The following is a 13432-nucleotide window of genomic DNA, read 5'->3' on the forward strand; positions in this document are numbered from 1 at the left end:
TACAACAATTGCTCAGGCGGAACCGCTGTGTTCGCCCGGGAACTCAATGCCAAGCTGGCGGCGGATTTCATCCGCTGCTTCCATGGTCCGGATGGAGGAAGCGAGGGGCCGCTGCGTGGTTTCCGTTTGACCGGCGGCGATGGCGCGGGCCACCGCCGCCGCTTCATAGTGCAGGCCCTCGAAGTGGCCCCCGGCCGGTTCTTCGTGGCGGAGCCGCCTGCCGTCGGGGAACCGGACCTCAAAGCCGCCGGGCATATTAAACGGGCCGTCGATGGTCAACGTGGCAGCGGATCCCACAATCGTTGCCGCGGTGGGCGTGAAATTGTGCAGCTGGGTGTTAATCACGGCCTGGCTTCCGCCGGGGAATTCCATGATGGCGGAGAGCTGGGCGTTGACCCCCGATTCGTGCTGCTGGCCCGCGGCATGCAGCCGTTCGGGTGAGCCCAGGACCTCGGTGATGAGTGCCAGCGGGTAGGTTCCCAAATCCAGCAGCGGGCCGCCGGCCAGTGCGGGATCAAAGATGCGGTGGCTGCGGTCGAAGTACTCGCCGTATTCGGCGAGGACAGTGGTGACGGTCCCCAGCGTGCCGCGATCGAGCACTTGCCTGATCACGTCGAATTTCGGCAGGAAGAAGCTCCACATTGCCTCGGCGGCGAAGACGCCGGCAGCGGTGGCACGCGCGGCGATATCACGCGCCTGTGCGGCGTTGAGGCCGATGGGTTTCTCGATGAGGACGTGTTTGCCGGCGTCGATCGCGAGCAGGGCGGCGCTGTGGTGGAAGTTGTGGGGCGTGCAGACGTACACGATGTCGACGTCGGGAGATTCCGCCAGCTCCTCGTAGCTCCCGTAGGCGGCGGGCACTCCGAAGGTGTCGGCAAACGCCTTGGAGCGGGCCAGGGAGCGGGAGCCGACGGCGGCGATCATCTGGTTTGTGTGGGCCTGCACCGATTCCGTGAAGCGCTCCGCAATCCACCCCGGGCCCATGATCCCCCACCGCAGGGCGGGTGCGTCCCGTGAGTCCGGCACGCGTGATGCCGGCAGGGTGCGCAGGGGCATCAGTGGGTCACTTTCGTGAAGGCTCCATCACTGTGGAGCGAACGGATCATGGCCTGGGCAACCTGCGATGCCCGCAGGCCGTCTTCCCCGGTGGCGAGAGGGGCGGGTTCACCGCGGCGGAGCGCGGAAATCCAGGCCTGGAGCTGCAGCCGGTAGGCGTCGGCGAACCGCGGGCGCCAGTCAGCGGGGACATCGGACCGCCGCTGACCCTCCTGATGGACGGCCAGGGCGGTGGGTTCCGGCAGGGCGGCGGTGCCGTATTCGGACACGACCTCGCATGATGTGGTGTAGCCGTACCGGGCGTTGAGGAAGAGTTCCAGGGTGGCAAGGGTGCCGTCTGCTGCGCGCAGCAGCATGAAGGAAGGGTCCCGCAGCTCGCCGGTGCTGTGCCGGGAACTGCGGCCTGCCTGCCAGGAGACCTCGGTGACAGGTGAGCCCAGCAGCCAGGGAATGATGTCGAACTCGTGGATGGCCGAATTGGTGATTGCGGATTCGGAGCTTGCGCCTGGCCCTGAGGCTGCCGTCCGGCTGATGCAGTGCACCTGCAGGGGCTCGCCCTGGCTGCGCGCCTGGGTGGCTTCCCGCAGCGCGGCGTACCCGGGATCGAACCGCCTCATGAATCCCATGGAGAGCAGCCGCGCCCCGGTTGCGGCAAAGATATCAGCCTCGGCTTCCACCACTTCGCGGCTTTCCAGAAGCGTCGGGGCCAACGGCTTTTCACACAGCACCGGAGTCATCGCTTCAAAGCACTCCAGGACCAGGCCGGCGTGGGTGTCGTCATGCGAGGCAATGACGACGGCGTCAACCTCGCTAGAATTGATGAGCTCGGTTGGGTCCGTGGTGACACGCGCCGACGGGGGCGCTGCGGCCGCCGCACGGCCGCCGTCGAGGTCTGCCACGAAGGTGACTTCAGCCCCACTGATGGTGGTGGAGAGGTTCCTGATATGGTCCGCGCCCATGACACCGGCGCCGATGACGCCAACCCGGATCGGCATGTTATGTTCCGTTCTGTTTTTTTCGTTGCGTTTGCCAGTGGCATATGGTGCGTGGCATGGCGAGCGGGGCCCCTCCGGTCTTTCCGGCGGGCCCCGACCCTGTCCGTGCCGCACATGTGCGGGGCTACACGTGCCGCGGGCTGCTTTCCCGTGTGGTCTCGGCGACTTCGGCAACGTCCGCGACCTCTGCCTTGACTTCCTTCACGACGTCGCTGTGTCCGCCGAGCTGTTCGAGTTCGTGGGCGAGTTCGGCGAGTTCGGCGCCGCCGGCCATCTGGGCCGTGAGCTCGTCCAGGGTGATGTCCTTCTTGTCGTAGTAGCCGATTGACTTGCCGCGCTTGAGCAGCAGGAACCGGTCCCCCACGGGGAAGGCGTGGTGCGGGTTGTGGGTGATGAAGATGACGCCCAGTCCGCGGTCACGGGCCTGCAGGATGTACCTCAAAACCACACCGGACTGCTTGACGCCGAGTGCCGCCGTCGGCTCGTCCAGGATCAGGACCTTGGCACCGAAGTACACCGCGCGGGCGATCGCCACACACTGGCGTTCACCGCCGGAGAGCTGGCCGATGGGCTGCTCCACGTCGCGGAGGTCGATGCCCATCTCGGCGAGTTCGTGCTTGGTGATGTCCTTCATCTTCTGGACATCCATGCTCTTGAACGGGCCGAAGCCGGACGTCAGTTCGGAGCCGAGGAAGAAGTTGCGCCAGATCGGCATCAGCGGCACCACCGCGAGGTCCTGATAGACGGTGGCAATACCGGCGTCGAGGGCGTCCCGGGGTGAGCTGAACTTCCGTTCCTCGCCCATGATGTTCAGCACCCCGGCGTCGTGCTGGTGCAGGCCGGCGATGATCTTGATCAGCGTGGACTTACCCGCACCGTTGTCGCCCAGGACGCAGGTGACGCGGCCGTTGTCCACGGCCATGGTGACATCGGACAGGGCGATGATGTTGCCGTAGTGCTTGCCTACCCCGTCAAGGGAAAGCAGGTGCACGGGGGTGTGCGTGAGCGGGTCCCGTTCGTTCTGCAACAGGGTCTGCTGGTCGATCTGTTTGGCATTCATTCTCCGGGCCCCTTACTTGAGCTCTGCGCGGCGCTTGACGATGAGGTTGACGATGGTGGCCAGCAGCAGCATCAGGCCCAGGAAGAACTTGAACCAGTCAGGGTTCCACTGGGCGTAGACGATGCCCTTGTTCGCCATGCCGAAGATGAAGGCGCCGATCGCGCCGCCGATCGCGGAACCGTAGCCGCCGGTCAGGAGGCACCCGCCGATGACCGCGGCGATGATGTAGAGGAATTCATTGCCCACGCCTTCGCCGGACTGCACCGAGTCGAAGGCGAAGAGGTTGTGCATGCCCAGGATCCAGCCGCAGAAACCAACGGCCATGAACAGGCCGATCTTGGTGGCCTTGACCGGAACACCGACGGCGCGGGCGGCGTTTTCGTCCCCGCCGACGGCGAAGATCCAGTTTCCCACCCGGGTCCGCATCAGCACCCAGGTCGCCACCGCCACGAGGGCGATCCAGATGAACACCGTAATCTTGACGTCGATGCCGCCGATGGTGACCGAGGACGCAAAGACTGCGCGGGCGGAGGCGAAACCGTCCATGTTGGAGATCGACGGTGAGGACACGGAGCCGCCGATCAGCCGGGTCAGGCCCAGGTTCAGGCCGGTCAGCATCAGGAAGGTCGCCAGGGTGACGATGAAGCTGGGCAGTTTGGTCTTCATCAGGATCCAGCCGTTGATGAAGCCGATGGCCAGGGAGACCACCAGGGCCAGTGCCACACCGACCCAGACGTTCGTGCTGAAGTACCAGCTGAACATCGATGCCGTCAAGGCCGAGGAGATCACGGCGACACCGGTGGACAGATCGAATTCCCCGCCGATCATCAGCAGGGACACCCCCACCGCCATGATCCCGATCGTGGAACTGCCGTAAAGAATGGTCGCCAGGGCGTTGGGCTGGGTAAACGTTGAGGAAACCAACGCGAAGAAGATGAAGAGGACGATGGCACCCACGAGGGCACCGACCTCGGGCCGGCCGAGGAGCTTCTGGAACGGACTGCGCTGGGCGACGCGCTCATCGGCCGCCGCTGCCTTCGTGCTTGTCTTTGTCTGGGTGATGGTCATGATGACTCTCCTTGCTGCCGGGCCGGCCATGGCCGGCCCGGCCAGCGGGCTGTTAGCGGATACCCTGCTCGGCGAATTTCAGGACATCCGCCGCGTTTGACTGGTCGATGATTGCCGGTCCGGTCAGGACCGACTGTCCGCCACCGAGCCGGAAGCCGCCGCGCTTGTTCTGCCACAGCGCATCCACTGCTTCGTAGCCCTGCAGCCATGGCTGCTGGTCCACTGTGAACAGCACGCTGCCGTCGGAGACCTTTTGGGCCAGTTCCTTGTTCAGGTCGAAGCTGGCAACTTTGGCCGAACTTCCTGCGGTGGTCACGGACTTAAGGAGCGTCAGTGTGATGGGAGCGCCCAGCCCAATAATGACGTCCGCGTCTTTGGAAGCCTGAAGCTTCGCGGTGGCCGTCGATTCAACCGACGTCATGTCCGCGCCGTTCACGTACAGAATCTCTGTCCCGGGCACCTTGGCCTTCACGCCGGCGCAACGGGCTTCCAGGCCCACGTGGCCCTGCGCCTGGATCACGCAGACGGGGTGCTTGAAACCACCTGCTGCCAGCTTTGATCCCACGGCCTGGCCGGCGAGCTGCTCGTTGGAACCGAAGTGGGTAAATGCCCCCAGCTGCGCAGAGGCCGCTTCGCCGGCGTTGAAGCTGACGATCGGAATGCCCGCAGCAGAGGCCTTCTTCAGTGCATCCTTCAGCGCGTCAGGGGTGGCCAGAGTCACGGCGATGCCGTCCACCTTCTGGTCCACGGCCTGCTCGATCAGCTGTGCCTGCCGGCCAGCCTCCGGATCCGAGGTGTACAGCAGCTCGACATTGTCCTTTGCGGCCGCCTCCTCGGCGCCCTTGCGGACGGTGTCCCAGAAGGTATCACCGGCCGGGGCGTGGGCGATCATTGCGATCTTTATCCGATCGGTCGTTGCCACCTGGCCACCACCGGCCGCGTTGCCGCTGTCCGCCGGCCTGCCGCCCGTACTCGAACAGGCGCTGAGGGCCAGCATCGGAACGACGGCCGACACGAGTGCCGCCTTCCGCCACGAAAAGTTCTTCACGATTTATCTCCTTTGATTGGGGTTGCGGCCCTGCCACTCTGCAGAAGCTCAAAGCCCCCTACACAGATCATGGTGACTCGGCTCACAGATGTCAATACTTTGTCCTGACATTAGGATGTTTTTACTTCAGATAAGCAAGCTGCCCATTCTCAGGGCGCAACAGGGGCGGTCGTCGAGCGGACCACCAGGACGGGTTCGATCAGAGTGCGCCGGGCTTTGAGGGCGGGGTCCTCAAGCCTGGCCAAGAGCCTGCTTGCGACGTCACTCCCGACAAGGTCGCTGCGGTTGTCGATTGAGGTGATGTCCAGGTACCGCGATTTCGCCAGTGGGGAGTTGTCGTATCCGATCACGGAGATGTCATCCGGCACACGAAGGCCCCGCGCCTTGAGTGCGGCGAAGGCGCCCACGGCCATCGTGTCATTGGCGGCGAAGATGGCCGTCGTGTCGGGATACTGCTCCAGGATCCGGCATGCAGCGGCATAGCCATCCTCCTCTGAAGTGCCGCCCGCCTCGCCCGCGATCCGCACCTCCAGCCCTGCCTCCAGGATGCCGCCCTGGAAGCCCTTCCGCCGGTGTTCCGCGGCGCCTCCCGTTCCGGAGAGGTGACCTATCCGGGTGTGCCCGAGCATGAGGAGGTGCTCCACCGCCGCGCGGCCGCCGCCGTCGTCGTCGCCCGTGATCAGATCCGCACCATCCGGCACCCCGTTACGCCAGCCGGCCACCACCATCGGCACCCAGCTCCTGCTTGGCATGGACCCGCCAGGTTCGGCCGCAATCACCAAGCCGTCCACATGCATCGCAAGCAGCCCGTCGATTGCCTCGTGGATGCGGTTTTCCCCTGGCTGCGAATCGGCAACAGTCACGTGATAGCCATGGCTGGACAGGGCTGCCTGCATGCTCCGCAACAGGTCAACGAACCACAGGTTCCGGTAGTCGTCGATCACCAGGCCGATGCTCTTGGTCCGGCTGCTCGCAAGCGTTGTTGCCGCCCGGCTGGGACGGTAGCCCAGGTCCGACATCGCCACCCGCACCGCTTCCCGCCGCTTGTCACTGACCCGGGCGGGTGACCGGAGGACCAGGGACACCAGCGACGGCGAGACGCCGGCGCGCTTGGCGACATCGTAGATTGTGGGACGGCCGGTTCCGGGGCTTGTAGCAGTCATATCCTGAGCCATTCTTCTCATCTGTATTCGAACGTCCGGAGACATTGACAGGACATACTCACATGAATATGCTTTGAGTCCAGTGCTAAATTGTAGCGCTCTAAAAAGCCACAAGGGGTGTTCGGCACCCGGGCTGAATTTCGAAGGAGAAATCAATGGCTGAGAGCCTAGGGGTCGCCGTCATCGGCGCAGGAATGGCCGGCAAGGCGCATGCGGCGGCCTACCGCACAGCGTCTTCCCTTTACAGCCCGGTGCTTCCGCCGGTGCGACTCGTATCGATCGGAGATGTCAACGCCGAGTTTGGGTCCCTCGCGGCCCGGCGGTTCGGCTACGAACGCAATGACACCTCGTGGCAGGCAATTGCAGAAGCGGATGACATCGACGTTGTCAGCGTCGTAATCGCGAATTCCCTTCACCGCGAGGTAGTGGAAGGCCTGCTCGCCGCGGGAAAGCACGTGTTGTGCGAGAAGCCCCTGAGCGACTCCCTTGAGGACGCCCGCGCGATGGCGGAAGCGGCCCGCAGCGCCTCCAGCATCGCCCGCATCGGCTTCACGTTCCGGCGGACGCCCGGCATCGCCTATATCCGGGACCTCATCCAGAACGGAGTGTTGGGCAACGTCCTGCACTTCAGCGGCCGCTACTGGACCGATTACGGCTTCAGCCCCTCGGCTCCCATGAGCTGGCGTTACAAAGGCGGCCCAGGGTCAGGCGCGCTGGCCGACGTCGGAAGCCACCTGACGTACGTCTCCGAATTCCTCTGCGGCGACATCAAGTCGATCACCGGCGGCAGCCTCAGCACCGTGATCAACAAGCGGCCCCTGCCGCTAGCGGCTGTGATGGGCCACGACCACGCAGCGGTCAGCGACACTTTCGAAGCCGTCGAGAACGACGACTACGCAGCATTCAACGCAGAGTTCGGCACCGGCGCCGGCAGCTTTGAAGTCTCCCGGGTTGCGGCCGGCCACGCCAACAGCCTCCAGTTTGAGGTGTTCTGCGAGAACGGCGCTGCCAAGTTTGACCAGCGCCGCCCGGCCGAAATCCAGCTGTTCCTCAACGACGGCTCCGGCCACGAGAACGGCTACCGCCAGGTCATCCTCGGCCCGGGACACCCTTATATTGCCGGCGGCCTGGCCATGGACGCCCCCGAGGTCGGCTTCGGACAGAACGACGCCTTCGGCTACCAGGCCCGGGCCTTCCTCGAAGAGGTTGCCGGACTCAGCGAAGCAGAGTCCCTGCCCCGCTGCGCCACGTTCGACGAGGGCGTGCGCAACATGGAACTGCTCGGTGCCGTCACGGAATCCGCGCTTAACAACGGAAAGAAGGTCACCCTGTGAAGCTCGGCGTCTACAACGCGATCCTGCATGACAGGCCACTCCCCGAGGCACTGAAGGTCATCGCAGACCTGGGCCTGACTGGCATCGAGATCAACACGGGCGGGTTCCTTCCCGCCGTGCACGTTCCCACCATGGACCAGATCCTGGAAAGCGACACCGCCCGCGATGACTACCTCGGGATCTTCGAGGGCACCGGCGTGGCCATCGCCGGCCTGAACTGCAACGGCAACCCGCTGCATCCCAAGCGCGAAATCGGCGAGAAGCATGCCGAGGATATCCGCCGCTCCATCCGGCTCGCCGCGCGCCTCGGCCAGAACCGGGTTGTGACCATGTCCGGCCTGCCCGGCGGGGAACCCGGTGCGACGGTGACGAACTGGATTGTCAACGCGTGGAACTCCGCGGCGTTGGACGTCCTCGATTACCAGTGGGGCATCGCCGCCGGTTTCTGGAAGGAAACCGACCGGCTTGCTGCGGACCATGGCGTCAAGGTGGCCCTCGAACTGCATCCGCAGAATATCGTCTTCAACACCGCTGACGTGTACAAACTCATCGAACTGACTGGCGCCACCCACGTCGGCGTCGAACTGGATGCCTCCCACCTGTTCTGGCAGCAGATGGATCCGGTGGCAGTGGTCCGCGAACTCGGCCCACTGGTCTTCCAGGCGGCCGCGAAGGACGTACGGGTCAACTCCGGTAACGCTGCCCTCTATGGAGTCCTGGACAACAGCTTCCGCCGGCTCTCTCCGGAGGAAAACCGGACCAACCTTGGCGGCGACGAGTGGGCCAACGAATGGCCCAAGGACTCCGCGTGGGACTTCGTGGCACTTGGCCGCGGGCACGACACCGCCTACTGGACAGAGTTCCTCCGTGCCCTCCACGACGTCGATCCGGACATGCTCGTCAACATCGAACATGAAGACGTCGAACTGGGCCGGATCGAGGGCCTTCAGGTGGCGGCCAAGGTGCTGCGCGACGCTGACGCGGCCCTCTCCGAATCGCTGAAGCCCACGGCCTAGCAGCAACAGCCGGGCGTATCCCGGCAATACCTCCCGTGGACAAACGGCTCAGGGGACGGCGCCCAGGCGCCGTCCCTCTGCTGTACGTCCGGATTCCCGGCTGGCGGATCCGCTCAACCATGGACCAGGACAATGCGCACACCCTTGAAGTTGGGGCTGGTGGGGGTCTTCTCCGGGACCTCGGGGGCATTGAGGCTGCGGAAAACCTGGGAACCTTATCCACGGCAAATGCCCGACGCCGGCCGGCGTCGGGCATTTTCAGCGTTCGTTGTGCGGGGCTAGACGTTCACAACGGTCCGCTGCTTGAAAAGATGTTCCAACTCCTCCAGGGACTTTCCACGCGTCTCGGGAACAACGCGCTTGACCCAGACGATGGCTCCCAGCTGCAGCGCCACAAAAATGAAGAAGGTCGCAGAGACCCCTATCCACGAGATCATCTGCGGGAAGAAGAAGCCGATCAGGAAGTTGATCATCCACAGGACAAAAACGCAGATGCCCATGGCGATGCCCCGCACGTGCAGGGGGAAGATCTCGGACATCGTCAACCAGGTGACCGTGCCGATGCAGGACTGCATGGAGGCAAGGAAGGTCACCATGAACAGCAGCACCAGGTACCCGCGGAGGGTGCCCTCCGGCAGGAGCATGGAGATCAGGCCGATGGCCAACAGTGAAACGGCGGTGCCGCTCAGGCCCACAACCAGCATGGATTTACGGGCCACACGGGTCATGAAATACATGCCCACGATGACGGCGACCACGGAGGTGACGCCGTTGAGGATGTTCGCGATCAGGGCGCCCCGGTCACCGAAACCGGACGACGACAGGATGGACGTCCCGTAGTACATGATGGCGTTAACGCCGCTGATCTGGTTGATGATGGCCATGCCAAGGCCCACTACGAAGATCCTGCGGATCCACGGAACAGTGAGGTCCTTGAACGTGCCCATCCTGGCCTGGTAGTCCTCGCGGGCTGCCTGCCGGACCTCGTCGAACTCCGCTGAGACCTCGCCCGCTGCGCGGGTGCTTCGCAGGACCTCGAGGACGGCGCCGAAGCGTCCGGCCGAGGCGAGCCAGCGCGGGCTCTCCGGCAGGACCAGCATTCCGAACCACAGGATAACGGCGGGCAGGGTGGCAATGACCAGCATCCAGCGCCACACGTGGTCGGTCCCCGGAAAGAGGTTGCCCAGCACGGCGTTGAACGTAAAGGCCAGGAACTGGCCGGTGACAATCATGAGTTCGTTCTGGGTGACAATGCGGCCGCGCTGGGCGGCCGGCGACATCTCCGCCAGGTACACCGGAACGATGACGGAAGCGCCGCCAACGGCCAGGCCCAGCAGGGTCCGGGCCGCGATGAGCAGTTCTGTGCTGGGCGCGATGGTGCAGGCGACGGTGGCCACGGCGAACACCAGGGCGAGCGCCATGATGGCCCTGCGCCGGCCGAAGCGGTCCGAGAGCCTTCCGGCGCTGATGGCACCGAATGCCGCGCCGAAAAGCAGCGTTGAGGTCACCAGCCCTTCGGTGAGCGGCGTCAGCCCCAGGTCCCTTTGCATGAAGGGCAGGGCACCGTTGATGACACCGGTGTCGTAGCCGAACAGCAGGCCGCCGAAGGTGGAAAACAGCGCCACCTTCCGCATGAATTTCTTCGGGTTGGCCGGCTTGGCTGTACCGGCGAGCGCCGTACGGACTGCAGCCGGGTCTGTGGTGGTGTGCGCGGACGTCCCCGTCATACACTGACCTTCCGGACGTACTGCTTCATCGTCTCCAGCTGGTAGCGGGAAACCTCCTCGGCGTTGTCGTCCTCGGCGAAGACACTGGAGACCATCACAGCGTTCTCGTTGTCGAGGAAGCCGATCTCCTGCAGGCCGCCGAAGAATTCATCCCAGTTGACGTCGCCGTCGCCGATCTTCAGGTGCTGGTGCACCCGGACAGGATTGCCGGGCGGGTTGGTGATGTAGCGCAGCCCGTGCGAGGCGTGGTGGTCCATGGTGTCGGCCACGTGGACGAGCCGAAGCTTGTCCCCCGCGGCCCGCATGATGTCCAGCGGCGCGTTCTTCATGTGGAAGCTGTGCGAGGCGACGTAGACCAGGCCGACATTTTTCGAGTTCAGCCCACGGATGACGCGGATGGCCGCGAGGCCTTCTTCAACGAAGTCGTCCGGGTGCGGGTCGATGAGGAGATCGATCCCCTCCCGCTCGATGATGGGAAGCAGTTCTTCCATGGAGCGGTAGAAGGCCCGCTCCGACTCCTCGGCTTTCTCCGGCCGGCCGCTGAACTCGGTGTTCATGGTGCTGACGCCCAGGTCCACGGTGATCTGGATGGCCCGCTTCCAGTAACGGACCGCAGCTTCGCGGGCGTCCTCGTCCGGACCGGACCAGCGGAGCACCGGCAGGACGGAGGCGATTTCGACGCCCGCATCCTTGCAGGCCTTGTTCAGCTGCCCCACCAGTGCGTCGTCCGCTTTGGGGTGGTTGTAGAACGGGATCAGGTCGGCATGCGGGGTCATCTGCATGTACTTGTAGCCAAGATCGGCTACCACCCGCGGGAATTCGAGCAGGCTGTGCGAGTGGTGGAACGGGGTGGGGTCAAGGGCGATTTTCACGAAGGACACTCCATTGTGGTTCAGGGGCTCTTAAGGGTGGCTGCGGGCATGCCCTAGTTGTAGAGGGCGGGCTTGGCGTTGAGCTTCACGGCAACCTTTTCGCCGTTCTTCTGCGCCTCGACGCCGGCTTCGCAGCAGGCGGCGGTGGCATAGCCGTCCCAGGCGGTGGGACCGCCGATCTCACCGCGAAGGGCGGCGTCCACCCATGACTGGATCTCGACGTCGTACGCGGCACCGAAGCGCTCCTCAAACCCGGGCGTGACGTTGCCGCCCCAGTGCCCGGCACTGCGCGTGTAGGGGCCCTTGTCCCCGCCGATGCTCACGATGCCCTCTTCAAAGGAGGCCTGGGTGGCCACTTCGTAGCCGAACTTGGCGTTGACGTAGATCTCGACGTCGGCCAGGACACCCGACTCGGTTTCGAGCAGGACATGCTGGGGGTCGTGCTGCCCGGCGGGGGCGTTCTTTGTGGCTTTGCCGAGCCGCACCTGGACGCTGGTGATTTCCTCGCCGGTGAAGAATCGGATCGCATCGAATTCATGGACCACGGAGTCGTTGATCAGCATTTCGTTGGTGAACCCTGGCGGGGTGGTGGGGTTGCGGTGCTGGTGGTGCAGCATCAGCAGTTCGCCCAGTTCGTGCTTCTGGATGATCTGGCCAAGCGCTGCGTATTCAGCGTCGAAGCGGCGCATAAAGCCCACCTGGATCCGCTTGTGGCCCAGCTTCTCTTCCGCCTGGACAATTTTCCAGGAGGACCTAGCGTCCGGGGTCAGCGGCTTCTCACAGAGAATGGGAATGTCCTTCGCCAGTGCCTTCAGCAGGATGTCCTCGTGCAGGAAGCCCGGGGTGGCGATGAGGACGGCGTTGACGTCGCCGTTGTTCAGCGCCTCTTCAGCATCGGCCAGCGCGACGGCGCCCGGGATGCCTTCGATGGCCGCCTGGGCGCGGGCAAGGTCGACGTCGACGACGGCGGCCACTTCAGCTCCGTTGATCCGCTTGGTGAGTCGCTGGATGTGGTCGGCGCCCATGCGGCCGGCGCCGATGACAGCGACGCGGAGGGTTTCAGTCATGGTGGTGTCCTTCGGGTGAGCTTGCGGAAGCGGGTCGGGGCGTCAGTTGACGGTGGTGCGGGAGCCGCAGGAGAGCAGGTAGTTCCGGGTGCGCTTGGCGATCGGCATGGGAACGTCGAACGCCACGGGGTACATGTCCTGCTCCACGATGCCGAAGATCGGCCGGTTCAGTGCTTCAACTGCTTCGATAACGGCGCGCAGGTCCGGCAGGCCGTTCGGCGGCTCGGTCATGACGCCGGCCAGGTTCGCCGCGGCCCAGGTCATGTTTTCCTCATTGACCTTTTTCAGGATGTCCGGGTTGATCTGCTTCAGGTGCAGGTAGCCGATCCTGTCCGGGTAGTTCTTGATGAGCTCCAGGCTGGAAGCGCCGCAGTACTCAGCGTGGCCGGTGTCCAGGCATAGGTTGAGGTACTGCGGGTCCGTTGCGGCCAGCAGCGTCTCGATGTCTGCCTGGGCGCCCACGTGGGAATCGGCGTGGGAGTGGAACTGCTGCTTCAGGCCGAAGTCCTCCAGCAGGGTCTTGCCGAGGCGGTTGTGGCCGGCGAAGAGGTCACTCCAGGCCTTCTCGGTGAGCTGGCCGCTTTCCACTGCCTCGCCGGTGACGTCATCGCGCCACATGGCCGGGATGACCACCATGTGTTCCCCGCCCATGGCAGCGGTGAGCTCGGCAACCTTGCGGGCCGGTTCCCAGGCGGTCTCCCACTGGTCCAGCCCGCGGTGGAAGGCCGTGAAAACCGTTCCGGCGGTCACCTTCAGGTCCCGGGCCTTGAGCTCCTCGGCCAGGCGCGTGGGATCGGTGGGGAGGTAGCCGTAGGGGCCAAGTTCGATCCACTTGTAGCCGGATTCTGCTACTTCGTCGAGGAACCGCTCCCAGGGGGTCTGCTGGGGGTCATCGGGGAACCAGACGCCCCAGGAATCCGGTGCGGTGCCGATGATCAGCTTGTTCTGTACGTCAGTCATAACAGCGTTGTCTTTCTTGTATCGGCTGGGCCCACGCCGCCAGGGTTCCCTGGCCGGGCTTGCGAG

12 protein-coding genes are annotated in these 13432 nt (G+C 64.5%); 2 read left to right on the forward strand and 10 right to left on the reverse strand.

Going from position 1 to position 13432, the window contains the following annotated elements; all coding sequences use genetic code 11:
• Nucleotides 1-12 precede the first annotated feature (12 nt).
• From ACS5PJ_RS11430 to ACS5PJ_RS11455, 6 genes are all read right to left on the reverse strand, one after another.
• Entirely contained in the window at nt 13-1056 is a 1044-nt protein-coding gene (locus ACS5PJ_RS11430) for a Gfo/Idh/MocA family protein (RefSeq protein WP_439435006.1), read from the reverse strand.
• Nucleotides 1056-2051, reverse strand: a complete 996-nt coding sequence (locus tag ACS5PJ_RS11435; protein ID WP_439435007.1) for a Gfo/Idh/MocA family oxidoreductase — start codon at nt 2049-2051, stop codon at nt 1056-1058. The genes ACS5PJ_RS11430 and ACS5PJ_RS11435 overlap by 1 nt, the downstream gene beginning before the upstream one ends.
• Before the next feature lie 124 nt (nt 2052-2175).
• A complete protein-coding gene (locus ACS5PJ_RS11440) occupies nt 2176-3111 on the reverse strand; it encodes an ATP-binding cassette domain-containing protein (protein WP_439435008.1) in 936 nt (311 codons plus the stop codon).
• Between the two features lie 12 nt (nt 3112-3123).
• The gene (locus tag ACS5PJ_RS11445; RefSeq protein WP_439435009.1) at nt 3124-4179 is read right to left on the reverse strand and encodes an ABC transporter permease; all 1056 of its coding nucleotides are present in this window, start codon (nt 4177-4179) and stop codon (nt 3124-3126) included.
• A 52-nt stretch (nt 4180-4231) separates the two neighbouring features.
• The gene (locus ACS5PJ_RS11450; protein ID WP_439435010.1) at nt 4232-5227 is read right to left on the reverse strand and encodes a substrate-binding domain-containing protein; all 996 of its coding nucleotides are present in this window, start codon (nt 5225-5227) and stop codon (nt 4232-4234) included.
• A gap of 149 nt (nt 5228-5376) precedes the next feature.
• Nucleotides 5377-6390, reverse strand: a complete 1014-nt coding sequence (locus ACS5PJ_RS11455; protein ID WP_439435011.1) for a LacI family DNA-binding transcriptional regulator — start codon at nt 6388-6390, stop codon at nt 5377-5379.
• Between the two features lie 155 nt (nt 6391-6545).
• Between ACS5PJ_RS11455 and ACS5PJ_RS11460 the strand changes: the two genes are divergently transcribed.
• Both ACS5PJ_RS11460 and ACS5PJ_RS11465 read left to right on the forward strand, forming a co-directional pair.
• Nucleotides 6546-7724 (forward strand): Gfo/Idh/MocA family protein, encoded by a 1179-nt coding sequence (locus ACS5PJ_RS11460; RefSeq protein WP_354146710.1) that lies wholly within the window; start codon nt 6546-6548, stop codon nt 7722-7724.
• Nucleotides 7721-8740 carry a sugar phosphate isomerase/epimerase family protein gene (locus tag ACS5PJ_RS11465; RefSeq protein WP_439435012.1) on the forward strand — a complete coding sequence of 340 codons (1020 nt, stop codon included), beginning with the start codon at nt 7721-7723 and terminating at the stop codon, nt 8738-8740. Before ACS5PJ_RS11460 ends, ACS5PJ_RS11465 begins: the two co-directional genes overlap by 4 nt.
• Before the next feature lie 278 nt (nt 8741-9018).
• Here the strand turns inward: ACS5PJ_RS11465 and ACS5PJ_RS11470 are convergent, their stop codons facing one another.
• Genes ACS5PJ_RS11470 through ACS5PJ_RS11485 form a run of 4 tightly spaced genes read right to left on the reverse strand, consistent with a single transcriptional unit; the run spans nt 9019 to nt 13366 of the window.
• On the reverse strand, nt 9019-10467 hold the full coding sequence (locus tag ACS5PJ_RS11470; RefSeq protein WP_439435013.1) for a sugar porter family MFS transporter: 1449 nt from the start codon (nt 10465-10467) through the stop codon (nt 9019-9021).
• Complete coding sequence (locus ACS5PJ_RS11475) at nt 10464-11339, reverse strand: sugar phosphate isomerase/epimerase family protein (protein WP_439435014.1); 876 nt, start codon at nt 11337-11339, stop codon at nt 10464-10466. The genes ACS5PJ_RS11470 and ACS5PJ_RS11475 overlap by 4 nt, the downstream gene beginning before the upstream one ends.
• A 53-nt stretch (nt 11340-11392) precedes the next feature.
• Nucleotides 11393-12406, reverse strand: a complete 1014-nt coding sequence (locus tag ACS5PJ_RS11480) for a Gfo/Idh/MocA family protein (RefSeq protein ID WP_439435015.1) — start codon at nt 12404-12406, stop codon at nt 11393-11395.
• Between the two features lie 42 nt (nt 12407-12448).
• Nucleotides 12449-13366, reverse strand: a complete 918-nt coding sequence (locus ACS5PJ_RS11485; RefSeq protein ID WP_439435016.1) for a sugar phosphate isomerase/epimerase family protein — start codon at nt 13364-13366, stop codon at nt 12449-12451.
• Nucleotides 13367-13432 lie beyond the last annotated feature (66 nt).

It is taken from the genome of Pseudarthrobacter cremeus (assembly GCF_051857465.1).
Classification (GTDB): Bacteria; Actinomycetota; Actinomycetes; order Actinomycetales; family Micrococcaceae; genus Arthrobacter.